23 protein-coding genes, 1 tRNA gene and 1 pseudogene are annotated in these 22204 nt (G+C 53.9%); 17 read left to right on the forward strand and 8 right to left on the reverse strand.

Annotation, left to right across the window (positions count from 1 at the left end):
• Positions 1–15 precede the first annotated feature (15 nt).
• The gene (locus GX147_03685) at positions 16–444 is read right to left on the reverse strand and encodes a peptidylprolyl isomerase (GenBank protein ID NLN59806.1); all 429 of its coding nucleotides are present in this window, start codon (positions 442–444) and stop codon (positions 16–18) included.
• Between the two features lie 233 nt (positions 445–677).
• Here GX147_03685 and GX147_03690 point away from each other — a divergent pair, with 233 nt between their 5' ends.
• Both GX147_03690 and GX147_03695 read left to right on the forward strand, forming a co-directional pair.
• Positions 678–1118: a transcriptional repressor gene (locus GX147_03690; protein NLN59807.1), complete on the forward strand. Its 441-nt coding sequence runs from the start codon at positions 678–680 to the stop codon at positions 1116–1118.
• 153 nt (positions 1119–1271) lie between these two features.
• Positions 1272–2732, forward strand: coding sequence for a catalase (locus GX147_03695; GenBank protein NLN59808.1), 1461 nt, complete (start codon positions 1272–1274; stop codon positions 2730–2732).
• 85 nt (positions 2733–2817) lie between these two features.
• Here the strand turns inward: GX147_03695 and hydF are convergent, their stop codons facing one another.
• Together hydF and hydG are read right to left on the reverse strand one after the other, a co-directional pair.
• On the reverse strand, positions 2818–4107 hold the full coding sequence (hydF, locus tag GX147_03700) for a [FeFe] hydrogenase H-cluster maturation GTPase HydF (protein ID NLN59809.1): 1290 nt from the start codon (positions 4105–4107) through the stop codon (positions 2818–2820).
• Between the two features lie 30 nt (positions 4108–4137).
• Complete coding sequence (gene hydG / locus GX147_03705; GenBank protein ID NLN59810.1) at positions 4138–5544, reverse strand: [FeFe] hydrogenase H-cluster radical SAM maturase HydG; 1407 nt, start codon at positions 5542–5544, stop codon at positions 4138–4140.
• A gap of 247 nt (positions 5545–5791) precedes the next feature.
• Between hydG and hydE the strand changes: the two genes are divergently transcribed.
• From hydE to GX147_03720, 3 genes are all read left to right on the forward strand, one after another.
• Positions 5792–6811: a [FeFe] hydrogenase H-cluster radical SAM maturase HydE gene (hydE, locus tag GX147_03710; protein NLN59811.1), complete on the forward strand. Its 1020-nt coding sequence runs from the start codon at positions 5792–5794 to the stop codon at positions 6809–6811.
• Between the two features lie 260 nt (positions 6812–7071).
• Positions 7072–8364 (forward strand): OFA family MFS transporter, encoded by a 1293-nt coding sequence (locus GX147_03715; GenBank protein ID NLN59812.1) that lies wholly within the window; start codon positions 7072–7074, stop codon positions 8362–8364.
• Positions 8365–8679: 315 nt separating this feature from the next.
• The gene (locus GX147_03720) at positions 8680–9936 is read left to right on the forward strand and encodes an OFA family MFS transporter (GenBank protein ID NLN59813.1); all 1257 of its coding nucleotides are present in this window, start codon (positions 8680–8682) and stop codon (positions 9934–9936) included.
• Positions 9937–9996: 60 nt separating this feature from the next.
• Here GX147_03720 and GX147_03725 read toward each other — a convergent pair whose 3' ends face one another.
• Entirely contained in the window at positions 9997–10161 is a 165-nt protein-coding gene (locus GX147_03725; GenBank protein ID NLN59814.1) for a hypothetical protein, read from the reverse strand.
• A gap of 528 nt (positions 10162–10689) precedes the next feature.
• Between GX147_03725 and thiM the strand changes: the two genes are divergently transcribed.
• The 5 genes from thiM (at position 10690) to GX147_03750 (ending at position 13970) form a co-directional block, all read left to right on the forward strand.
• Complete coding sequence (gene thiM / locus GX147_03730; protein ID NLN59815.1) at positions 10690–11493, forward strand: hydroxyethylthiazole kinase; 804 nt, start codon at positions 10690–10692, stop codon at positions 11491–11493.
• Positions 11493–12146, forward strand: coding sequence for a thiamine phosphate synthase (gene thiE / locus GX147_03735; protein ID NLN59816.1), 654 nt, complete (start codon positions 11493–11495; stop codon positions 12144–12146). Before thiM ends, thiE begins: the two co-directional genes overlap by 1 nt.
• Complete coding sequence (locus tag GX147_03740; GenBank protein ID NLN59817.1) at positions 12143–13015, forward strand: hypothetical protein; 873 nt, start codon at positions 12143–12145, stop codon at positions 13013–13015. Before thiE ends, GX147_03740 begins: the two co-directional genes overlap by 4 nt.
• A gap of 85 nt (positions 13016–13100) precedes the next feature.
• A complete protein-coding gene (locus GX147_03745) occupies positions 13101–13451 on the forward strand; it encodes a hypothetical protein (protein ID NLN59818.1) in 351 nt (116 codons plus the stop codon).
• 27 nt (positions 13452–13478) lie between these two features.
• On the forward strand, positions 13479–13970 hold the full coding sequence (locus GX147_03750) for a DMT family transporter (protein ID NLN59819.1): 492 nt from the start codon (positions 13479–13481) through the stop codon (positions 13968–13970).
• 42 nt (positions 13971–14012) lie between these two features.
• Here the strand turns inward: GX147_03750 and GX147_03755 are convergent, their stop codons facing one another.
• Positions 14013–14468, reverse strand: coding sequence for an LEA type 2 family protein (locus GX147_03755; GenBank protein ID NLN59820.1), 456 nt, complete (start codon positions 14466–14468; stop codon positions 14013–14015).
• 212 nt (positions 14469–14680) lie between these two features.
• On the opposite strand from GX147_03755, the gene GX147_03760 reads away from it, so the two are divergent.
• The 7 genes and pseudogenes from GX147_03760 (at position 14681) to GX147_03790 (ending at position 19709) form a co-directional block, all read left to right on the forward strand.
• Positions 14681–15049, forward strand: coding sequence for a response regulator (locus tag GX147_03760; protein ID NLN59821.1), 369 nt, complete (start codon positions 14681–14683; stop codon positions 15047–15049).
• 10 nt (positions 15050–15059) lie between these two features.
• Positions 15060–15704: a chemotaxis protein CheC gene (locus GX147_03765; protein NLN59822.1), complete on the forward strand. Its 645-nt coding sequence runs from the start codon at positions 15060–15062 to the stop codon at positions 15702–15704.
• A gap of 2 nt (positions 15705–15706) precedes the next feature.
• Positions 15707–16645 (forward strand): annotated as a pseudogene (locus GX147_03770) (GGDEF domain-containing protein).
• A 100-nt stretch (positions 16646–16745) separates the two neighbouring features.
• On the forward strand, positions 16746–17285 hold the full coding sequence (locus GX147_03775) for a peptidylprolyl isomerase (GenBank protein NLN59823.1): 540 nt from the start codon (positions 16746–16748) through the stop codon (positions 17283–17285).
• A gap of 83 nt (positions 17286–17368) precedes the next feature.
• Entirely contained in the window at positions 17369–18385 is a 1017-nt protein-coding gene (mutY, locus tag GX147_03780) for an A/G-specific adenine glycosylase (protein NLN59824.1), read from the forward strand.
• Positions 18386–18638: 253 nt separating this feature from the next.
• Complete coding sequence (gene trxA / locus GX147_03785; protein NLN59825.1) at positions 18639–19130, forward strand: thioredoxin; 492 nt, start codon at positions 18639–18641, stop codon at positions 19128–19130.
• 36 nt (positions 19131–19166) lie between these two features.
• Positions 19167–19709 (forward strand): NUDIX hydrolase, encoded by a 543-nt coding sequence (locus tag GX147_03790; protein NLN59826.1) that lies wholly within the window; start codon positions 19167–19169, stop codon positions 19707–19709.
• Between the two features lie 85 nt (positions 19710–19794).
• Here the strand turns inward: GX147_03790 and GX147_03795 are convergent, their stop codons facing one another.
• The 3 genes from GX147_03795 to GX147_03805 form a co-directional block, all read right to left on the reverse strand.
• Complete coding sequence (locus tag GX147_03795; GenBank protein NLN59827.1) at positions 19795–20298, reverse strand: hypothetical protein; 504 nt, start codon at positions 20296–20298, stop codon at positions 19795–19797.
• A gap of 75 nt (positions 20299–20373) precedes the next feature.
• On the reverse strand, positions 20374–21711 hold the full coding sequence (locus tag GX147_03800) for a diguanylate cyclase (protein ID NLN59828.1): 1338 nt from the start codon (positions 21709–21711) through the stop codon (positions 20374–20376).
• Between the two features lie 385 nt (positions 21712–22096).
• Positions 22097–22172, reverse strand: a tRNA-Glu gene (locus GX147_03805).
• Positions 22173–22204: the final 32 nt, after the last annotated feature.

Genomic DNA, 22204 nt, shown 5'->3' on the forward strand with positions numbered 1-22204 from the left:
ATTGAGGCCTTGCAGTCATCCGATATCGATGAGCGTGATTTCAAAGGTCAGATTGCGTCCAGCCAGAGGGTGGTTCCCGTCAATCGTGACGAGATCCCCCTCCATGTCTGTAATACGACCGTCTATTTCGACACCGTCGGCACGGGTGAAGGCCACATCGTTATCGATGCCGATTATCATTCCGTCGGGAAATTCCGATTGGGGGACATGCCATACCAGGGTCTGATCCTTTGCTCCATAGGCGTCAACCGGCTTGATCGTGACCGTTTTGGTTTCACCCGCCTTCATTCCCATAACGGCGTTTTCAAAGCCCCGGATGACCTTGCCTTTCCCAACCGTGAATGCCAGCGGCGCATTGCCGACGTTTGTTTCAAAGACACGGCCGTCCTTCAGTTTTCCCGTGTAGAAAATTTTTACCCGACTGCCTCTCCTCGCCTGTGACATCTCTTTTCTGAGTCCTCCTTCCGGGGTAGGTTGCAACATGACGGCCGATCCGCCGAAGGCGAAAGCCCACCATATGCACTTTCTATATGATGTGACTGTTTATATCAATTAAACCCGCCTGTCCATCATTTCTCCGGCAACCGGGGCGAGACATGGGCGGACAATGAACTTGACATATGTCCGTATTTTTACTATTAATTATTATTCATTTCGTCGATTCAGGAAAGCTCGGTATGGAATCCATGGCCCACAGACGGAGGTGTTTTGAAATTGCCTGCAGAAAAGCCGGCTTGAAGCTGACTCCGCAACGTTTGGGAATCTATCGTGAATTACTCACGGCGCGAGACCATCCAACGGCGGAGGCCTTACATCGGCGGCTGCGCACGACATTGCCGACCCTTTCTCTCGATACCGTTTATCGGACGCTGGCCACCCTGACCCACCATGGCCTGATCAGTCGTCTCGAAACGAAGGAAAGCCTGGCTCGCTTCGAGGCGGTCGTGGAACCTCATCATCACCTGATTTGCTGCCAATGCGGTAAAATTGTGGATTTTCAATGGCCAGCCATGGAAGAGATTTCCCTTCCCGATGAAATCAGAACATGGGGAAGAGTCGATCAAAAGAGCGTCGTTCTTCACGGCATCTGCCAAGCCTGCCTTTCCGAATCCATTTAGATCAAAAAGAAACGTTGCATTATTTGTCGAATAGTATAAATTCTTATTTAGGAAATGTGTGCCGTAACATTACCTCTGGGGAGTAACGGGACCGTTTATCCCCGCGGGGGGAAAAGACATGACATAAACATGACATAAAGGAGGAGGAAACGGATGAAGAAAACAAAAAAATTGACCACCAGGGCCGGGGCGCCCGTGGTAGACAATCAGAACGTACTCACTGCCGGGCCGAGGGGGCCGCAGTTGCTTCAGGATGTCTGGTTCCTGGAGAAACTGGCCCACTTCGACCGTGAACTCATTCCCGAGCGGCGCATGCACGCCAAAGGGTCGGGCGCCTATGGGACTTTTACGGTAACGCACAACATAACCAAGTACACCCGGGCCAGCATTTTTTCCAAAATCGGTAAGAAAACCGATCTTTTCGTGCGTTTTTCCACGGTGGCGGGTGAACGTGGTGCCGCCGACGCGGAACGGGATATCCGAGGCTTTGCCGTCAAGTTTTACACGGACGAGGGGAATTGGGATCTGGTGGGGAACAATACGCCGGTTTTCTTTTTACGCGATCCGCTGAAGTTTCCTGATCTTAACCACGCCGTCAAGCGAGACCCCCGCACAAACCTGCGAAGCGCCCTGAACAACTGGGATTTCTGGAGTTCCCTGCCGGAAGCGCTGCACCAGGTAACCGTCGTCATGAGTGATCGGGGCATTCCCGCCACCTATCGTCACATGCACGGCTTCGGCAGCCATACCTACAGTTTCATCAATGCCAAGAACCAGCGTTTCTGGGTCAAATTCCATATTAAAACACAGCAGGGCATCAAAAACCTGACCGATCAGGAGGCGGAAGCGGCCATCGGCAAGTGTCGGGAAACCCACCAGCGCGATCTGTATGAAAGCATCGAAGGGGGGGATTTTCCCCGCTGGACGTTCTATGTTCAAATCATGCCGGAAAAGGACGCCGCGACGTGTCCCTATCATCCCTTCGATCTGACGAAGGTCTGGTATCATAAGGATTACCCCCTGATCGAGGTCGGCGTTCTGGAGTTGAACCGCAACCCGGAAAACTACTTCGCCGAGGTGGAGCAATCGGCCTTCACCCCGGCCCATGTCGTTCCCGGCATCGGGTTCTCGCCGGACAAGATGCTGCAGGGGCGGCTCTTTTCCTATGGCGATGCACAGCGCTACCGTCTGGGCGTCAACCATCACCAGATTCCGGTCAACGCCCCCCGCTGCCCCTATCACAGTTTCCATCGAGACGGCGCCATGCGGGTTGACGGAAATTACGGCAGCACTTTGGGTTATGAGCCCATCAGCTTTGGCGAATGGCAGGAACGGCCGGACTTCAGAGAGCCGCCGCTTGCTTTGCAAGGGGCTGTGGATCACTGGAATTTCCGGGAGGATGACGATGATTATTACACCCAGCCCGGAAAGCTCTTTCTCCTTATGAATCCGGCGCAGCAGAAGGCGCTTTTCGAGAATACGGCCCGTGCTATGGCCGATGCCCCGGAGGCGGTCAAGCTCAGGCACATCGGCAATTGCATGAAAGCGGAACCGGCTTACGGTATCGGCGTGGCTGAAGCGCTGGCTATCCCACAGAGCAAGATAAGAAAGTGATTAAGCCGTCAAACTGAAATCGGAGGAAAGGACGTGCCGGGGTGTAACGGTGCGTCCTTTTTGTTTGAATGGATGGCGGACCGTTTCAAGACAAGGCTGATTCCGAAGGCCTGTCTCGGTTGTCGGGAGCCAGTATCGCTCTCTTTTGGTCAAATGCCTGCAAAACCATGGGGAAAGGAGACAGAACACGGCGGATTACCCCCTGGGTGAGGGATATGGCCATGCCATAGTTGGTGATGGGAACGTTGGCTTCCCTGGCTTTCCTGATACGCTCGAGCATTTCCCGTCGGTTCAGCATGCAACCCCCACAATGGATCACCAGCCGGTATTTTGTCAGATCCCTCGGATAATCACGTCCGGCAGAAACATCGATTGTCAGATCGCCTCCAACGTATTCCCTGAGCCAGCGGGGAATTTTCACACGACCGATGTCGTCCTGAAGCGGATGATGGGAACAGGCTTCGGCGATCAAAAACCGGTCTTCCGGACGCAGGTTCTCAATAGCGGCGGCGCCTTCGGCCGCCGCGGCGAGATCGCCCTTTTGCCGGGCGAAGAGGATAGAGAAGGTTGTGCAGGGTACCTGATGGGGTACCTCTGACGTCACCCGTCGTATAACCTGGGAATCGCAAACAACCAGATCGGGCAGCCGATTCAGGTTACTCAACATGGCTGCCAGTCGATTTTCCTTTACCACCAGTGCGGCCGCGTCATGGTCCAATGTGTTCCGGATAGTCTGAACTTCCGGGAGAATAAGACGCCCCTTTGGCGCTTCCAGATCGATGGGGGTGATCAGTAGGGCCAGGCCTCCCCGTGGCAGGAGGCCGTCCAGCAGGGACGGGCTGACCGTCGAATTGTCTGGAGCGGCTTCGGCCAGGTATTTTGTGAGCAGGCCAATGGCCCCGTCTCTTCCGGTCTCGTTTTGGGTGGACAGAGGAACCACCCATCCTGTCGATTTTTTCAGTTTTTCCAGAAACGACCGGGCGGGGACGGTCAGGTCTATCTTGTTTATAACGACGATAACGGGGATTTTTTTTTGCCGTGCTTCCTGTAGAACCGCTTCCTCATCATGGGACCATTGGCCCGCTTCCGTGACGAGAAGAATAATATCGGCACGATGAAAAACGGACTCGGTTTTTTGGATCCGCAATGGTCCCAGGGGCGAAGTATCGTCGAGACCGGCTGTGTCGAGAAACAGGACCGGACCGAGGGGAGGCAGTTCCGCCGCCTTTTCGACAATATCGGTCGTTGTGCCCGGTTTGGGGGACGTGATGGCGATATCCTGCCCGAGAATGTAATTCAGAAGGCTCGATTTACCGACATTTGTCCGCCCGAAAATGGCTACATGAAGTCGATTGGCTTTGGGGGTTTTATCCATGAGGAGGTTTTTCCCACGAGACTTGAGGGGTTAGCAGAAAACATCCCGCTTCCCGGATCGTATCCGTTCCAGCATCTTCCCGGATACGCTCCGTTGTTTGCCGGTCATCTGAGATAACACATGTTCAATGAGATTCTCTCCTTCCCGGCGGGTGTTCGGGGTGGCATAGTCCAGCAGATATTCCATAAAAGTGGACAGGGCGTTGGGATCGCAATGTTCCTTGATTTCACCGGGTTTGGCCAGATCCATGAAGTCGGCGCCCGTTCTGCCCAGGCGATAACAGGCCGTACAAAAAGAGGGAATATAACCCAAGGCCGCCACATCCCGGATAACTTCGCCCAGAGGACGATGATCGCCGAGGGAAAATTGCTCGCCCACGGGTTCTTCCACATCCTTGAAATACCCACCCGGATTCGTACGGCTGCCCGCTGAGATTTGCGAAACCCCCAGGGCAAAGGTTTCGCGCCGGATATTCGGCGTCTCCCTTGTTGACATGATGATTCCCGTATAGGGTATCGCTAGACGTAAAATAGCGACAATCTTACGGAAATCGAGGTCCGAGACGGGGTAGGGCGGTTGGGCCGCCATATCGGAACCCATCGCAGGCTCCAGTCTGGGAACGCTGATCGTGTGCGGGCCGACTCCGAATTGCTCTTCCAGATGACGGATATGTTGCATCATGGCGAGGATCTCAAAGCGCCAGTCGAACAGGCCGAACAGAACCCCGATCCCGACATCGTTGATTCCGGCCTCCATCGCCCGGTCCATGGCCGTGATGCGCCAGTCATAATCCCGTTTTTTCCCGCCAAGGTGGACCTTTTTGTAGGTCTCTCCATGGTAAGTTTCCTGAAACAACTGGTAGGTGCCGATCTTGGTATCCCTCAAATCCCTGAATTCCTGCAGTGTCAGGGGGGCGATATTGACGTTGATCCGTCTGATTTCACCCTTCTTGCTTTTGATGCCGTAAATCGTATCGATGGCATGCAGCAAATAGGCGAAGCCCTCATCCGGGTAGGATTCTCCGGCCACCAGGAGGACGCGCTTGTGTCCCTGTTCAACCAGGATCTTGATTTCCCGGGCGATTTCTTCCTGTGTTAAGGCGCGTCTCTGCACCAGGGGGTTTTTCGCCCGAAATGCGCAGTAGGTGCATTCGTTCTTACAGAAGTTCGATATGTACAGCGGCGCGAAGATAACCAGGCGCTGGCCGTAAATGGTTTCCTCGACGTACCTTGCCGTTGAGAACAGTTCTCCCAGCAGTTCCGGGTCACTCACGGCGACCAGGGTGGCGACATCTTCCATCGACAGTCCCTGGAGCTCTTTTGATTTGTGCAGCACCTCCCGAACCATTGTGGCGTCACCGGAGATTTTTTTGGCCAAAATATCGTTGATTTCCGTTTCCTGAATAAAAAATCCTCTGCCTTTTTCTGTTTTTGCCATGTTTCTTGTCCTGATGAATCATAAAAATGTTTTTGCCAATCGCCGGACATTGAGTAGCAATAAACAGCCAAAATTGGAATGGCTTTTTATAAGGCATATAAAGCATTTGACAGGTCACGGGAAATATGGCAGGAGCCGGCAGGATGCCGTCACAGAAAACCTCTTGCCGATTTGCCGATGCAGATGTTGTCTCTGTGTTGTTCGGCTAGTCCGACTTGAGAAACGCGTCGCCGTTACAGTGTGCCCCATGTCTCGTCTTGTCCTGGAGAAAATAATTCAAAGCCTGTTTGCCGGTCGGGAGGTTCAGACGGACGAACTGGTCCATGTTTTGTCGGCCGGTGATCCGGGCGTTGTTTCTGGGATGCATACGGCAGCGGATCAAAAGCGTCTGGATATGACGGGTGATGCCGTTCTCTTGCGTGGAATCATCGAAATATCGAATATTTGTATTCAGAATTGTCAGTACTGCGGCTTGAGGAAAGATAATCGCCGTGTCCATCGCTACCGTATGCCGGCCGTGGAGGTTTTGGAGGCGGCGAAAAGAATCATGCACGGCGGTATTTCCACCGTTGTCCTGCAGTCTGGAGAGGATCTGGCGACGACGGATTCGATTTCTACGCTTGTTAGAACCATCAAGTCGGAGACCGGTCTCACCGTGACCCTGTCCTTGGGCGAACGGGACAGGGAGGATTATCGGCGCTTCAGGGAGGCTGGGGCCGAACGATACCTTCTGAAACATGAGACGGCTTCGCGACCCCTGTTTGAAACCATGAGGCCGGGATCGTCCTACGAGAATCGCAGGCAATGTCTGCAATGGTTAAAGGAATTGGGGTTTGAAACGGGAGCGGGAAATATGATCGGCCTTCCAGGGCAATGCATGACCGATCTTGCCATGGATCTTCATTACTTGAATGCGCTGCAACCGGACATGATTGGGATCGGTCCTTTCATTCCCCACCCGGAGACACCGCTGGCCCAATATCCACCGGGCTCAAGCCCCCTGACTCTGAGGGTGGTTGCTCTGTCTCGCCTGTTGGTGCCGCAAGCGAACATACCGGCCACCACCGCTCTCGGAGTTCTCGATAAAAGCGGAAGAATCAATGCCCTTCATGCCGGCGCCAATGTCGTGATGCTGGACTTCACCCCGGTGAAATACCGCCGGTTCTATGATATTTATCCGGGTAAGGCCCGCGCATTGACTGAGATGGATACGTATCTGCCGATCCTGAGGGAAGAACTCGCGGCCATTGGCCGACCCGTCGGATGAAATACGGCGTTCACGGATAATAATCGGCCGCAGCCGGATCAATATCTGATGGCAGGGCCTGTCAGGGAAACATCTTTCCGATTGACTTTTCCTGTTCATCTATGCAATAGGAACGGGCACTTGGTTGGGGTGTAAGCATTGCGGATTGTGCATTGTTTCGATAAATACGGACCGGTTTTTTCCGCTTATGGAAGAGAAAACGACAGCAGTAAACGGAGAGGGGCGGCTCGGTAATTAAACAAGGGGAGGGGATGCGAAGAATGAGTAAGGAAAACTTGGAAGGGAAAAGATGGTGGATCGCTCTTGCGGCGGTCGTGATACAGCTGTGTCTGGGTACGGTCTATGCGTGGTCTGTTTTTAAAAACCCTTTGATGGAGATGCACCACTGGGATGGGACGAGTGTTCAGTACACCTTCATGATTTTAATGCTGATCATTGGATTGTCGGCCGCTTTTGGTGGAACACTGGTTGATAAGAGGGGCCCTCGTTTTGTGGCTACAATTGGTGGGATTCTCTTCGGTATCGGTACGCTGATCGCGGGTTACGCTGATCAGGTGGGTAATATCTACATCCTTTATCTGGGCTTCGGCGTGATCGCCGCTCTGGGTAATGGGTTTGGTTACGTTACCCCCATCGCCACCTTGATACGCTGGTTTCCGGACAAACGGGGGCTTGTAACCGGTTTGGCCGTTATGGGTTTCGGAGCGGGTGCTTTTTTTATGGGGAAAATCGCTCCTCCCATGATCACCGCTTTTAAACAAGTTGATCCATCGGGAAATATCATCGCCTCTGGTGTGGCCACCACCTGGTACATCTGGGGTATCATATTCTTTGTCTTGGTAACCGGGGCCGCACAATTTTTCAAGAATCCCCCTCAGGGATGGCTGCCCGCAGGTTTCAAGCCCGCTGCTTCTGCTGTTTCCGCTGCGGATTCGTTCACGTTAGGCGAAGCCATATCAAGGCCCCAATGGTGGATGCTCTGGTCTATGCTGTGCCTGAATATCTCCGCTGGTCTTGGTCTCATTTCACAGCACTCTCCATTGGCTCAAGATATTTATAAAAAAACGATGGGATTGGCCGGTGATTTAACTCCGGAAAACATCGCGGTGGTCGCCGCCGCGGGTGGTGCCGTCGTGGCTTATGCAGCCATATTCAATGGTTTGGGGAGACTTTTCTGGGCGAAAATATCCGATAATATCGGACGCAAGATGGTTTTTATGATCATGTTTGCGAGCCAGGCGGTTCTGTATGTGCTGATTGCCAAAGGTTATATTTCCAGTTACTATCTTTTCATGATCGTATCCTGCTACCTTTTGGCCTGCTATGGCGGGGGCTTCGCCACCATGCCGGCTTTTGCCGCCGATTCGTTTGGCCCGGCCAATATTGGCAAGGTGTATGGGTTTATGCTTACCGCGTGGAGCGTCGCCGGAATCATTGGGCCTTTCGTATTTGAGGCATTCAAATCGCAAGCCCTGTTCATCGCCGCTGGTTTGCTGACCGCTGGTTTTGTTGTTACCATGGCTTACAAACCGCCCAGAGGCAAAAATGCATAGTGAAGTATAAGATTGAACCCTCCTGCGGTTACAAAATCGCAGGAGGGTTTTTTTATGCTTTTTACGCACGGGTCGTAATTTTATTTTCCTGTTGACTTTCTTTTTTTTTCTGTGCCACAGACGGATTCGATCAATTAAGGACGCGGCGGTGTCTAAAAGAAAAGCCCTTGTTCAAACCGGACTTTCAAACAGGGGAGACGGTTGACCGGGGATTGACAGCTTCAATGGATCAGAAGGAACGGCAGGCCGGAATCCGAAGGGGTGACAGGCGGGTGCATCGCTGTAGAAAAAATACATTTGGAAAGGTAAAGAGCGGTGGATTTTGAGAATCTGGAAGAAAGGAGATGGCTGATTGCGACTGCGGCAGTTGTCACGCAACTGTGCCTGGGGGCGGCTTATGCATGGGTCATATTCCAGATCCCCCTCGTTCAGTCCCTTGGTTGGACGGAGCCCGTCGCCCGGACAACGATAGTCATCATGATGGTGTCCATGGGTGTGGGGGCCTTCGTGGGCGGCAGCCGGGCGGACAAGGGGGCTGTGCGGCGGGCAGCCACGCTTGGAGCCATTCTTTTGGGACTGGGGACACTTCTGACGGGATTTGCGGCAACGCAGGGCAACCTCTGGGTGCTGTATATCGGTTGCGGTGTTCTTGTTGGTTGTGGTTTCGGATGGAGTTGTGTCACGTCTCTTGGGATGCTGGTTCGCTGGTTCCCGGACCGGCGCGGGTTGAGCATGGGATTAGCGTTTATGGGCTTTGGCGCGGGTATTGCGCTGATGGGTTATTATGAGCCCTCCATGTTAACCTTTTTCGGAGGGGCAAGAACGTGCTTTATCCTGGGGGCCGCTTTCTTGTTTTTGGCAACTGGTTCAGCCCGGATGTTTGCAAATCCTCCGGCGGATTGGCTGCCGAAAGGGTTTGCCTCTACTGATGCCAGGATGACCGACGTCGATTCTTTTCGCTTCAGTGAAGCAATCAGGACACCCCAGTGGTGGATGTTCTGGGTGATGTTCTTTCTTAGTGTGATGGTGGGTCTCGGGTTTGTATCCCAGCTTTCCCCTTTTGCTCAGTTTGCACTCAAAAAAATCTCGCCCGCCATCACTCCGGAAGAACTGGTCCGGCAGAAAAGTTTGATTATAGGGTTGGCCTCCGTCTTTATCGCCTTAGGGCCCGTGCTCTGGGCGGCCATATCCGACCACATCGGTCGTAGAAGCGTCATGATCACGATGTTTTATGTGCAATCCATGTTTTTCCTTTTTTATCCCTATGTGTCGCATCTCATGCAATTTGCGGGTATCGCTTGCTTTCTGTTCTCCTGTTTTGGAGGGAGCTTTGCAATAATAGCGGCTTACGCGGCTGATTGCTTTGGCCCTGGCTACATCGAAAAGATCTACGGAACCATGCTGACGGCGTGGGGCTGCGCCGGCGTGGCCGCTCCCGTCGTTTTTAACTTGCCGGTGATTAAACCGCTCGCATTTTATCTCACGTCGGCTATCCTGTTCCTGGGTTTTCTGATCGCGATCGGTTGCCGGCCGCCCAAACATAAGGGCCCTATTAGCGTGAAGGGGGCCTAGAACGGGAAAGACAGGATTGCCCCGCCTCTCCCGTTTTGTCCCTTTCACAAGACTTTCCGATCAACCCAGGGCATCCATGGAATCTTCAAGCTGCTGAATTTCCGCCTCCAGTTCCTGCCTGGTCAAAACACCCTTCTTCTCGAGAAGATTGATGATTGCTTCCAGTTGAATGGATTCCAGAATCATCAGGGACTGCAGTTCCTCAAGGTCTTCCTCATTCATCATGTGGGGTATGCTTATCCTTTCAGTGTAATATGTTGTCCAGAAATATCGACGGCTTCATCCGCCAGTGATCGTTCGCAATATTCACCGTGTAGTCGGCGTGACAAGAGCGGCCACCCTGCAAAAGATCGATGGCGCTATAACACAAAGCCTTTCGTGTTGACAAATCATTTGTCCGTGCCGTAAAGAGTAACAACTTGATTAAGGAATCCTGCCCCGCCCCTTCGGGGCGCCTCAAGGATTTCTTCTTGTGGTTTGTTGTCCCCGTATGGATTCCTTCTCTTGCCCTCGTTATCATGAATAATCCGTGATTCCGATGGAACCGCCGGCGGGTTTTTGGGATATGAAGAATGAGGCGTGCATTTTTCCTGCAAATCCGGCAGATACATGTATTCGGAACATGTTTCCTTCGCAGCTGTCGGGGGCTGTCCGACCGCGTGTATTACGGAGGACTCCACCAGTGGTGATACGGTCACATTGTGACGGTTACGCATGTTTGAAAAGAAAATGATCAGATCAGTTGAGGATTGAATGGGAATTGACCAAGGGTTCATCTGGCAGGCCTTGCGGCGGATACGGGAAACAAAACCGGTGATTCACAACATCACCAACTATGTGGTGATGAATAACACAGCCAACGCGCTGCTGGCCCTGGGGGCCTCCCCGGTGATGGCCCATGCGCCGGAGGAAGCGGCGGATATGGTCGGGATTGCCTCCGGTCTCGTGATCAATATCGGAACCCCGAGCCGGGACTGGGTCGAAGGGATGCATCGGGCCATGGAGGCGGCAAAGAAAAGAGGGATTCCGATTATTCTCGACCCGGTTGGAGCGGGGGCGACCCCGTATCGCACCCGGATCGTTCATGACCTGATCAAGACGGCCACGCCCGCCGTTATCCGGGGAAATGCCTCGGAAATCACGGCCTTGGCGGAAGGAAAGACGTCAACCGGGGGTGTCGATAGTCTGATAACCTCCCGCCGCGCCTTCCAGGCGGCGCAGTTACTCAGCCGCGATCTGGGGACGGTTGTTTGCGTCAGCGGCGAGACGGATTATGTCATCCGTTTGGAACAGTCGGTGGCGGTCGGGAACGGACATTCCATGATGCCCATGGTAACCGGTCTTGGCTGTACCGCAACGGTCCTGTGCTGCGCATTTGCCGCCGTCGAAAACGATTGGCTGGCGGCCGCGGTTTGTGCCATGGCTGTTATGGGTGTTGCCGGAGAAATTGCCGGCGAGGATTGTTCCGGCCCCGGCAGTTTTCAGGTTCGCTTCCTGGATGCCCTGTACCGGATGAAGGAACAGGACCTTGGCGGAGTCAGGCTGGAGGGTGGGTAATGGAAGGGCTTTATCTGGTGACGGACCGCGGGCTCTGCGGGACGAAAAGCATCGAAACGGTCGTGGAAAGAGCTGTGGCCGCCGGTGTCCGGTATGTGCAGCTCCGTGAAAAGGATCTCCCGACGCGGCCTTTCGTTGAACTGGCCGTTCGCCTGAAAAAACGCCTGGAGCCCATGGGGGTGTCCCTGTTGATTAACGATCGGGTCGATGTGGCCTTGGCGTCCGGCGCAAAAGGAGTCCATGTGGGGCAGGAGGATATGCCCTATGAAACGGCCCGCAGACTTTTGGGACCATCCGCTGTCATCGGACTCTCCGTAGAAACCTGGGAGGATGTGGTGGCCGCCGAGCGCCTTGATGTAGATTATCTGGGGGTGAGCCCCGTTTTCGACACGCCGACGAAAACCGACACGAAGGGTGCGTGGGGCCTGGAGGGCCTGGCCCGCATCCGGACCTACTCCCGTCATCCTCTGGTTGCCATCGGGGGATTGAATACGACCAATGTGGAATCGGTTATCATGGCGGGAGCGGACTGCGTGGCAGTTGTGTCCGCGATTTGTGCTGCCGAAGACCCGTTCCGGGCGGCTGGCGATCTGAATGAAATCATCCATGGGGCCCTGCAAAAACGGGCTTTATGGGCAACGGGCCGGCGATGAACAAACTCCCTTCAAAATTCGTCATATTTGATTTTTCCGGAACCCTGAGTCTCGCCGCTGTTGAATTCAGCCGATCAGAGAATCTGGTCCCGGCACTGGAAGCAAGCGGCCTTTTTGCGATGGGTGTGACGACGGAGTCATTCTTTTGGGATGAGATCGTCTATCCGACCTGGGGCGAGGGCAGCACGACATCGCGGGGCTACCAGGCGGTGCTCGTGGAGCGGATCGCCGCACTGGGCCTTCATGCCCCGGCCCCGGGTGATTCCAATTCCGAGGCTTCCATTCAGAAGGCGGTGACGGACCTCTTGCGTCGTTATTTCGACCAGTGCCGGATTGACCGACGCTGGAGAACGCTCCTTCGCGAATTGCAGAAAAATCCTGCCGTTCAAGTTCTGGTTGCCACGGACCACTATGCCGAGGCGACGCCGCTGATCAAGGCGCGTTTGGCGGACTGGAACATCGAAGCCATTGGTCTTTCCGAAGCGGCGCGGGGGATGAAGAATCCCTTCATCGTTGCCAATTCCTCTGATCTGGGATGGCACAAGGCGGATATCCGTTACTGGGAGCGCATCCGCCAGGTTCTGGATCCGGGTCGCCAGGATCGCATCCTTTTGGTGGACGATTTCGGGGGCAACGAGGACAGCAGCGATCCCTACGGGGACCCGGCGCGGGTGACGACCCGCCGGATGGAAACGGGGAGGGTTCTCCGGGAGGTTTTCCCCGGACCGGTCGACATTTATCCCTTTGTTATCGACCGATCGGAAATCAGCCATTCCAATATGTCAGACAAGAACGGCCTCTACGGTTCCCATATCGCGCGGGCCATATTGCATATCCAGTTGTTTCTCACATCCAGGCAGGGTGCGTGAACCTCCTGATGGATTGTGGTCCGGCAGGGTGATGCTGCCAGCGGGAAAAGATACGGGTAGAGATCATCAGAAGCCGGGATAAAGAATGATGAACTGGTATTCTCTGACCGTTATCTGCCTGTTTTTTTACGGGATTCAGCGGTTCCTTTACAAGGTGTCCGCGGAGCGTAACTGCAACACCGCCTGGACGACCCTGTCCTTCATGGGGACGGTGGCCTTGCTGAGCACATGCCTCTGGTTTGCATCCGATGAAACATTGAAAAACCCGTCCTGGCTCCTGATTCTCTCCCTGATCAACAGCCTGACCTTTTTCATCGACACAATTGTGACCATCGAGGCACTCCGGTACCTTCCGACCAATGTCGTCTATCCCCTGACCCGGATGAGCGCCGTGCTCGTGGTCCTCTTTTCCGTATTCTATTTCCATGATCGGTAGAACACGTATCAGGCGGCGGTCATCATCGTGGCCATCGGCGTCATCCTGACCCTGACACGTTTTACAGAGGATGAGCGGCACGAAAACCGCAACCTCCGCAAGGGGCTTTTCCTGATTGTCCTGGCCGTTTTGACCGGCGCCGTGGCGGCCGTTTCCAGCAAGTTTGCCGCCCTGTACACGAATCAGATGGCGTTCATCGCCCTCACTTACACGCTCAGCATGTTCTTTTCCCTGGGATTGCGAAAACCTTTCGAGAGAGGGGGGGCGAACACCCGGTATGGCGAGGCTTTGTGGATCGGGTTTTTCATCGGTCTGGTCAATTTCGGGGCCTTTTATACCCTGCTCCAGGCGATGGCAAAGGGCCCCCTGTCCATTATCATTCCCGTGGTCGGGATGAACTTCGTGGTCGCCAATATCCTGGCTGCGGTCTTCTACCGAGAAAAACTGACCTGGCTGAAAGCGGCGGCCATTCTCCTGACCGTGATCTCCCTCGCTCTGATGAAAATGGGCCAGCCCTGACGTTTCCCCGCCGAAATGCCCGGTCACAAGCTGCCGGTCGGCTTACGATTTGATATTGAAAGCCCCTTCCTTCAGGAAGGGAAGGGCAAGGCTCCCCCAGAGGATTTTGAGGTGCACGGTGCCTTCAATTTTGTAGGGAATGTCCCTGCCCATGATGAAGGATTTCAAGGGCGACCCCATGCCGTCAAGCTCCATGGTGAGCGGGATGGTGATTTCCCTGGTGGATTGCGGCGGGACCTCGAAAGCCTCGGCATAACATCCCTGCGCCGCCTCGCGGTTCTCGAGGGCAAACCGGTACTCCAGGGACCTGAAACTCAGGCTGTAACCGTTGGGATTCTGAACCTCGACGGTCAACCGCGCCTTCAACTCCTTCATGCTGTGCAGGGTCAGGGAGACGTTCTTCAGGGTGAAGGCTGGCTTTTCCACGACCCGGTCCAGACATGCGCAGTGCAGGCACAGGATTACCAGGACGAATATCATTCTTAAATATCGGGACATCCTCTTTCCTCCATTTGACGGGGGGTTATGTAGCGGTGTCAAGTATAGCGAACTGAAACCAAAAAAGAAACCTCCGTTGCCGCAAAACAAAGTGCTTGAGAATGCTGAATTTTCTGGTATAGAAAGTGAGGTTTCAGGTGATTCCGGTGTGGGGGGGCGCCTGAAGCGTCAATATTCATTTTATTTCGCAACAACTGGGGTTTTAGGGTGCAATGATTAAAAAAATATTGATCGTTGACGATTCTCCGGTGGCCAGAAAAATTCTAAAGAGCTGTATACCCAAAGAACCGGAATATGAAATCGCTGAAGCGGCGGATGGTCAGGCTGGCCTTGAGACGTTCAAGGAATTCGCCCCCGATTTAACTTTCATGGATATCACGATGCCGGTCATGAACGGGCTTGAATGTCTGGAATTCATTATGAGAACCGACAAACAGGCCCGTGTTGTCATGTGTACCGCCGACATTCAAATCAAATCCCTGAAACAGGCCTTAAACCTGGGGGCCGTGAATATCCTCAAAAAACCCCCTTCGAAAGAATCCGTTGCGAAAATATTGCACGAAGTGTCCCGGTCCACCTGAATTGACAACTATGCCCGGCCATCAAAACACAGTGATCCGTAGCGACGAACTCGACATTCTCCAGGAGGTGATGAACATCGCCTTCGGAAAAGCCAGTGCTGATCTTGCAGAACATATTGATATTTATGTTAAATTGAGTGTTCCCGATGTCCGGGTGATTCCTGCCGTCCGGCTTCCGTCCTATTTCGTGGAAATGATCGGGAGACAGGAACGAGTCAGCATTGTCGAACAGAAATTCTGGGGTAAATTCAGCGGTTATGCTCTCCTTCTCTTCGCTTCGGGCGCAGACAGCGACCTGATCTCCATCCTGTCCTGTGAAGACCCCCATCTGTTTCATGATGAAGCCGGCGATGAACTGGCCAAGGGAGCCCTCATGGAAATCGGCAACATCGTTGTCGGGGCGTGCGTGGGAAAAATTGCGGAACTTCTTAATGATGTCATGGTTTATTCACCTCCGGTTGTGCTTTTGGAAAAATCCGCCGCAGATATTATTCCCGACGAAATGTTCAATCCCGAGGACAGCGCCGTTATTCTCAAGGCCCTTTTCCGCTTTGAAAACAGGGCGGTGAGCGGTATGCTGGTTTTGCTCTTCAGTCAGACGAGCGTGGCTTGGTTGAAAAAAGCCCTGAAAGAATTCATGGAGCAGTATGAGTGATTTTTTCTCAGGTATTCGATATCCTTGACACCGGCATTGTCATTTTGGATCGGGATCTCAAGGTCTTTCGCTGGAATTACTGGATGGAACGGCACAGCGGCATTGCGGCGGACCGTATCATCGGGCAGTCCCTTTTTGATTTTTTCCCTGATCTGGATAATCCGCGTTTTTTCCGCAGCTGCCGTTGCGTCGTCGGTTTGGGGAATCTCTATTTTTTTTCACAGAAGCTCCATCGTTACCTCTTTCCGTTCAAGCCCGTCAGTACACTGGACAAACGCTTTCCCTTCATGCAGCAGTCATGCAACATGGGCCCCATCCGGGATGAGAACGGTGAAATTACCTACATCTGCATCACCGTCCAGGATGTGACGGATATTGCCGTTTATGAACAACGGCTGATCGAGATGAACATGAAGGACGGCTTGACAGGTACATATAACCGTCGTTTCCTCAATATCCGTTTGCGGGAGGAGATCAACCGGGCCCTTCGTTACGGGAATCCTCTCAGTCTCATCATGTTCGATCTGGACCACTTCAAAGCCGTCAATGACATACACGGCCATCCGTTCGGTGACCATATTCTCCAGGCCGTAACGGTGCTCATCGGTACCCTGATCCGGAACAGCGATATCCTGGCGCGTTATGGGGGAGAGGAGTTTTGTTGCATCCTGCCGGAGACGAATCTGGACCAAGCGAGGGTGATAGCCGAGCGATGCCGCCGTACGGTTGAAGAAAGCATGTTCCGATTTCAGGGAATCGATGCCCGCATTACCATCAGTTTGGGTATCACACAGATGGTTGATGGAATGGACACCCCCGAAAAGCTGATTGATCGTGCAGACCAAGCTCTTTACACGGCCAAAAGGGGGGGCCGTAACCGGGTTGCTCCATCCGGAACCTTAGAAGAGAAGCAGGATACGGACGACAAGATGCAGGTTTGAAATTACGGACTTTTCCCTCACCTTTTTCCCCCTATCTTTTTGACATGAGCCGTGAAATCTGGTAGATCAGGACCACATTTTTGACTTGAGGAGAAAGCCTATGGAAAACGAAGAAAGCCTGTTCGTGCTGATTGAAACGGACAAGGGAACGATCCGCCTTCAACTTTTTGCCGACCGCGTTCCAGCGACGGTGGGTAATTTTGTCAATCTGTGCCGACGGGGCTACTATGACGGCCTGACATTCCACCGCGTTATCGCTGATTTCATGATCCAGGGCGGCTGCCCCTTGGGCACGGGGACTGGCGGTCCGGGGTACCGTTTTGACGATGAATTCCTGCCCGATCTGAAACATGACCGGCCGGGTGTTCTTTCCATGGCCAACGCAGGCCCCGGGACCAATGGAAGTCAGTTTTTTATCACCCATGTGCCCACGCCGTGGCTGGATCAGCATCACACCGTGTTTGGCGAGGTGGTATCTCCGGCGGACCAGGAAGTCGTCAACAGCATCCGTCAGGGTGACCGAATCCGCCAGATGGTGGTCGAAGGAGATTGTACAAGCCTGTTTGAGCGGATCAAGGGCGACCTCGATGCCTGGAACCGGACCCTGGACGAATGCTTCCCGAAACTGAAACCGACCTGACGTGACCCATGTCCCATGGCGCTCGTAGCCGAGAGCCGGAGTGCGCCCCTTTTCCGGTGTGGAGGCTCCTGTCCTGGTACCGGATGAATTGCCGTTCCCTTCCCTGGAGGGAGACACGGGATCCTTACCGGATCTGGTTATCGGAAATCATGCTGCAACAGACTCAGGTCGCGACGGTTATCCCTTACTATGAGCGTTTTCTGCAGCGCTTTCCGACCCTTTGCGATCTGGCCCGTGCGACCGAGGAGGATGTGCTCCAGATCTGGGAGAATCTGGGCTATTACAACCGAGCCCGGCAACTGCATCGGGCTGCACGCATGGTTGTGGAAAAATTTGGAGGTGAAATTCCCCGGGATTTTGATAATTTGCTCCGGCTCCCCGGTATCGGCGCCTATACGGCCGGGGCGATACTCAGTATCGCTTTTGGAGCAACCGTCCCGGCGATCGATGGCAACGCGCGGCGTGTACTATGCCGTTTTTACGCCCTACCCGGTGTTAACGCGGACCCGAAAGGGTATCGCTGCCTGGCGGACAGGGTGATGCGGATCCTCCCGGCTTCTCAGCCCGGGTGTTTCAACCAGGCTTTGATGGAACTCGGTGCCACACTGTGCCGATCCCGAAAACCCCTGTGCGATTTATGTCCCCTCCTGGAGCAATGTCTGGCCCGGAGGCGCGGCCAGACCGATTTCTTCCCGATGCCGGCGAAGAAGAAAATCACCCCTGTCCGGACAGCCGTTGCAGCCCTCATCCGTGATGACCGGGGGTGTGTGCTGGTGGTCAAGCGTCCTCCATCCGGCCTCCTCGGGTCGCTCTGGAAATTCCCGGGCGGTTTTGCGGAACGGGAGGAGACGCCATTTCAGGCTTTGAAGCGGACCGTAACAGAGGAGGTTGGCCTGCGCATTATCGAGGCTTCGTTTCAGGGGACGGTCAAGCACGCCTACACCCATTTTCGCCTGTGCTTGCATATTTTTACAGGAAAGGTCTCCCCGGGGGAAGCCAAAAGGACGGGGTGCGCGGATTGCCGATGGATTGACCCCAAAGCAATCGGGCAATTACCCTTCTCCCGGGCCGACCGACTGGCCGGAAATCATCTCCCGTGACGAGGCGCGGTGGGGTGTGCCTGAAGTCTTTTCACCGGTGGGCGCTTCGATACCACCCAATCTGAAAACTTTACTTTCTTAGGAAAATCCGTTATCCTGAATCCGACTTGAACCGGCCTCAGGCTGTGCGACAGCTCGAGGAATGGCAAAAAAACCGATTGATGACAAGAGGTTGCTTCAGGTGATGAAAGAGGACGCGTTGGTGATCCGCTGTCTTAACTGTGGTACGAAGAACCGGATACCGGAGGGGCGGATGAATGACCGCCCGATCTGTGGAAAGTGTCGGGCCTGTCTGGATGACATGATCATCCGCTGTCTCCGATGCGGAGCAAAAAACCGGATGCCGGAGAATCGTTTCAACGAGAGACCCATCTGCGGCCGCTGTGGCGCCCCGTTGGTTGTGGAGGGCGCACCGGCGAAACCAATGGAAATCACCGACGCGACTTTTCTCCGGGAAGTTCTGACCTACTCGGGATCCGTTTTGGTGGATTGCTGGGCCCCTTGGTGCGGACCCTGCCGAGTCGTCGAACCAATTATGGCGGAACTGGCGGCCAAATACGCCGGCGGAATCAAGGTGACGAAACTCAATGTTGATGAAAATCCCCTGACCGCTTCCCAGTACAATATCCGGAATATCCCGACCATGCTGCTCTTCAAGGAGGGAAAGCTGGTCAATACCTTGGTCGGCGCCCTGCCGAGGGAGGATGTCGAGCGCCATATTCTGGCCGTTATGCGGATGAATTGAATCGTCCAGACCTTGGCGGAAAAGGTGAGGGAGGCAATGTCCGATTATCACATCAAGGAGAAGCAGGTGTATCAGTGCCGGATCTTTTCCGTCTATGAGGGTGAGTACCGATTGCCCGACGGGCGCGTAAACCGGCAGACCCGAGTGGAACATAAACCCTGTGTGGCCGTTGTCCCCGTTGATGACCTGGGCCGGATTCTTCTTATCAAACAGTACCGTTACGCCGTCAACCAGGACCTGTTGGAAATACCGGCGGGCAGCATGGACAAGGGAGGCGAGTCGCCGGAGATGAGCGCCCGGAGAGAATTGGCGGAAGAGACGGGTTACGACGCCGCAAACTGGATGCCGCTGTTCGAAGGTTATCTTCTTCCTGGATACTGCAACGAGTACATGTACTTCTTTCTCGCCACCCGCCTTTTCCCGGCGCCCCTGCCGCCTGACGATGATGAGTGTATTGAAGTGCTTCCCGTTTTACCGGAGGAGGCGATGGCGATGATCAAAAGAGGCGATATCATTGATGCAAAGACCGCCTTGGGGATCTGCATGGCCCGGAAATACCTGGCCGGGCATTTCGTATGAACGCACTCCCTGTTCCGACGGCGCCGGAGTATGGAACCGGTTCACCCCCCTGTTTCACCTGTATTCCAGGATCCTCGGCAGGGGTTCAACGCAAGCCTCTGTTCCTCTTTTCCAATTCGATTTCTAGGTTTTTCAGATTTTGCAGATCCTTCTTCAATTGTTCGTTTTCCTGAAGCAGACGTATCGTTTCCTGGCGGCACTGGTTTTCGGATTCCTCACATTTTGTCTTTTGGGACAGAAGGCCCTCGCAGAGTCTGAGGCTCCCTTTCATTTTTTCCTCACAGGCTTGCTGCAGATCCATCAGCAGAATCAGAGCTTCGGCCGTGTTAAGCCACTTGCTGTCCGGATAAGACTGAGTCAACCGGGCCAGGAGGGCCCGGGCTTTCAAGCCGTTGCCGGTTTCTGTACCGTTTGGCTGCGTGAGTGCTGTCGCCGCCTCGATCAGCAGGTCCTCTGCCGGGGGGAGGGGAGTGGTCGCCCGATCTAAATTGTTCGTTTCCGTGACGGGTTCTTTGGTGACCGCCGTTCTGTCTGCCGCGCAGGCACCAAGCAAGAAGATACAAGTGAATAACACGGCGATTTTTTTCATGGTTCATCCTTTTCACCGAGAAAGATTTCCCTGTGGCACGCCCTTAAGCAAGAAAAGGGGAGGGGCTCCCGCCGATTAGCCGGTCGGGGTTTCTATCTCTTCCAGCTTGACGACGTTGTTCCCCTTCATGGCTTTTACGATTTCCTTTAATTCCGCCGCCTTCCTCGCCATATCCAGGGAGTTCTGAAAACGGGTGCCGTCATCGCTGACGATGGCAATGGTCACCGTGATCAGGGGGAATTTGCGTAGAATTCCCTGTCGGTCCTTCCCGACGATGAACCCGGTTTCCCGATCACCCCCACTGTAAAATTTGCTAATACGCGAGTCGAAATCACGGGCGACGGCACGGCATATTTCTTCCGCCCGCTCGGGTTCCGCAATGATGATGAAATCGTCTCCGCCGACATGGCCGATAAAATCAGTCGCGTTCCCTCCAGTTCTGCTGTGGTCCCTCAGGATATGGGCGACTTCCTTGATCACTTCGCTGCCCCAGGCATAACCGTACTTGTCGGCAAAAGGTTTGAAATGGTCGAGATCCACGTGGCATAGGGAAAAGCGCTTTCCCGCCGAAAGACGGCTCTCGATGGCCTCTTCGATAGCCAGGTTTCCGGGAAGGCCGGTCAGAGGGCTTTCTTCCCGTAACTTTGTCTCGAGGATTTTCAAGCGATCTTTCATTATTCGGAAGGCCTTGGCCAGGCTGCCGATCTCGTCATGACGAATGATGTTGACGGGATAGTCGAATTGCCCTTCGGCGATGGCCCCGGTTGCGCGCTTCAACTGAACGAGCGGTCGGGAGATGTTGAGGGTGATCGCGATGGCGAGGATGAGACCTGCGGTCAGGCTGATGGAGCTGAGAAACATGGTCATGCGCGTAGATTTTTGACCTTCCCTGTTGATCAACGTCAGTCGGCTACGAATGCCGGCTTCGGCGGCCTTCTGAAGATTTTTTGTTGCCTGGGTTAAATTACTCATCAGGCGGTCGCCTTTTTCTCGGGACAGATTCATCGATTCTTCCGGACCGTTTGTCCGAATCAGGCCGACCTGTTCGCGAAAAATATCGCCGTGCTGACGGCTGAGCGCGGCAATCCGGTCGAGATCTTTACGGATATCCCCTTGAGAGGAACGACGGGTTTTGACAAGCAGAACCTCCAGTTCCTTCTGTTTCGCCCAGTAAATGGCTTCGATGGAAGGGTCTTTTAGAATCAGATATTTCTTGCCCGTTCCCTCGAGGTCCAGAATAATCCCCGCCATTTGTTTGGCGGTGTTCATAAGCGAAAAATCCCAGTTTGCCAGATTAAAAGCCAGATCGTTGATGCGGTACAAACTGACAATGGCATAGGTGCTCGATAGCACCGTCAGCATCGCCATAAAAAAATAAATAAGCAGTAATTTTCTGCTGATTGTCAGTCTCATATCAGGGTTCCCTAGCATCCACACCTAATCTAATCGGAAAAATTAGCATACAGGTCATTGTTCCGCAAAGTGGAAAGTGAAGATACCGGAGAAGTTTTTTCAGGGTGGGCTGGGCTTTGGGGGAGCATGGTCGGGCAACACGGTTTTTCTTTCGGAAAAGACAGGATAAGCCTGCTTTCGGTTGTTCCCCTGTGCGGCTTCCGGCGATCACTCGGCCTTGGTTTATTTTTGGAAAAGCATTGGCCATAAGCCTCTACGTTATGAACTGAGCAATTTTCATCGTTCCACTTCCAATTTGGCCTGTATGTGAGGAAAGATCCGGGGGGAGGTGTTTGAGGCAGAAAGAACCGGGCGTGATATCCAGTTTACATCATGGATATAATTGTGGCGTCCCCACGGGGATTCGAACCCCGGTTACCGGCGTGAAAGGCCGGTGTCCTAGGCCTCTAGACGATGGGGACGGCGATTTCAAAGCCAACATCAATGACCGGAA

The sequence above is a fragment of the Deltaproteobacteria bacterium genome (assembly GCA_012522415.1).
Classification (GTDB): Bacteria; Desulfobacterota; Syntrophia; order Syntrophales; family JAAYKM01; genus JAAYKM01.

Bases quoted from the DNA above. Each gene is read 5' to 3' on its own strand.
- GX147_03685 (NLN59806.1), bottom strand. From the start codon at position 444: ATGTCACAGGCGAGGAGAGGCAGTCGGGTAAAAATTTTCTACACGGGA.
- GX147_03690 (NLN59807.1), top strand. From the start codon at position 678: ATGGAATCCATGGCCCACAGACGGAGGTGTTTTGAAATTGCCTGCAGA.
- GX147_03695 (NLN59808.1), top strand. From the start codon at position 1,272: ATGAAGAAAACAAAAAAATTGACCACCAGGGCCGGGGCGCCCGTGGTA.
- hydF (NLN59809.1), bottom strand. From the start codon at position 4,107: ATGGATAAAACCCCCAAAGCCAATCGACTTCATGTAGCCATTTTCGGG.
- hydG (NLN59810.1), bottom strand. From the start codon at position 5,544: ATGGCAAAAACAGAAAAAGGCAGAGGATTTTTTATTCAGGAAACGGAA.
- hydE (NLN59811.1), top strand. From the start codon at position 5,792: ATGTCTCGTCTTGTCCTGGAGAAAATAATTCAAAGCCTGTTTGCCGGT.
- GX147_03715 (NLN59812.1), top strand. From the start codon at position 7,072: ATGAGTAAGGAAAACTTGGAAGGGAAAAGATGGTGGATCGCTCTTGCG.
- GX147_03725 (NLN59814.1), bottom strand. From the start codon at position 10,161: ATGATGAATGAGGAAGACCTTGAGGAACTGCAGTCCCTGATGATTCTG.
- thiM (NLN59815.1), top strand. From the start codon at position 10,690: ATGGGAATTGACCAAGGGTTCATCTGGCAGGCCTTGCGGCGGATACGG.
- thiE (NLN59816.1), top strand. From the start codon at position 11,493: ATGGAAGGGCTTTATCTGGTGACGGACCGCGGGCTCTGCGGGACGAAA.
- GX147_03740 (NLN59817.1), top strand. From the start codon at position 12,143: ATGAACAAACTCCCTTCAAAATTCGTCATATTTGATTTTTCCGGAACC.
- GX147_03745 (NLN59818.1), top strand. From the start codon at position 13,101: ATGATGAACTGGTATTCTCTGACCGTTATCTGCCTGTTTTTTTACGGG.
- GX147_03755 (NLN59820.1), bottom strand. From the start codon at position 14,468: ATGTCCCGATATTTAAGAATGATATTCGTCCTGGTAATCCTGTGCCTG.
- GX147_03760 (NLN59821.1), top strand. From the start codon at position 14,681: ATGATTAAAAAAATATTGATCGTTGACGATTCTCCGGTGGCCAGAAAA.
- GX147_03765 (NLN59822.1), top strand. From the start codon at position 15,060: ATGCCCGGCCATCAAAACACAGTGATCCGTAGCGACGAACTCGACATT.
- GX147_03775 (NLN59823.1), top strand. From the start codon at position 16,746: ATGGAAAACGAAGAAAGCCTGTTCGTGCTGATTGAAACGGACAAGGGA.
- mutY (NLN59824.1), top strand. From the start codon at position 17,369: ATGAATTGCCGTTCCCTTCCCTGGAGGGAGACACGGGATCCTTACCGG.
- trxA (NLN59825.1), top strand. From the start codon at position 18,639: ATGAATGACCGCCCGATCTGTGGAAAGTGTCGGGCCTGTCTGGATGAC.
- GX147_03790 (NLN59826.1), top strand. From the start codon at position 19,167: ATGTCCGATTATCACATCAAGGAGAAGCAGGTGTATCAGTGCCGGATC.
- GX147_03795 (NLN59827.1), bottom strand. From the start codon at position 20,298: ATGAAAAAAATCGCCGTGTTATTCACTTGTATCTTCTTGCTTGGTGCC.
- GX147_03800 (NLN59828.1), bottom strand. From the start codon at position 21,711: ATGAGACTGACAATCAGCAGAAAATTACTGCTTATTTATTTTTTTATG.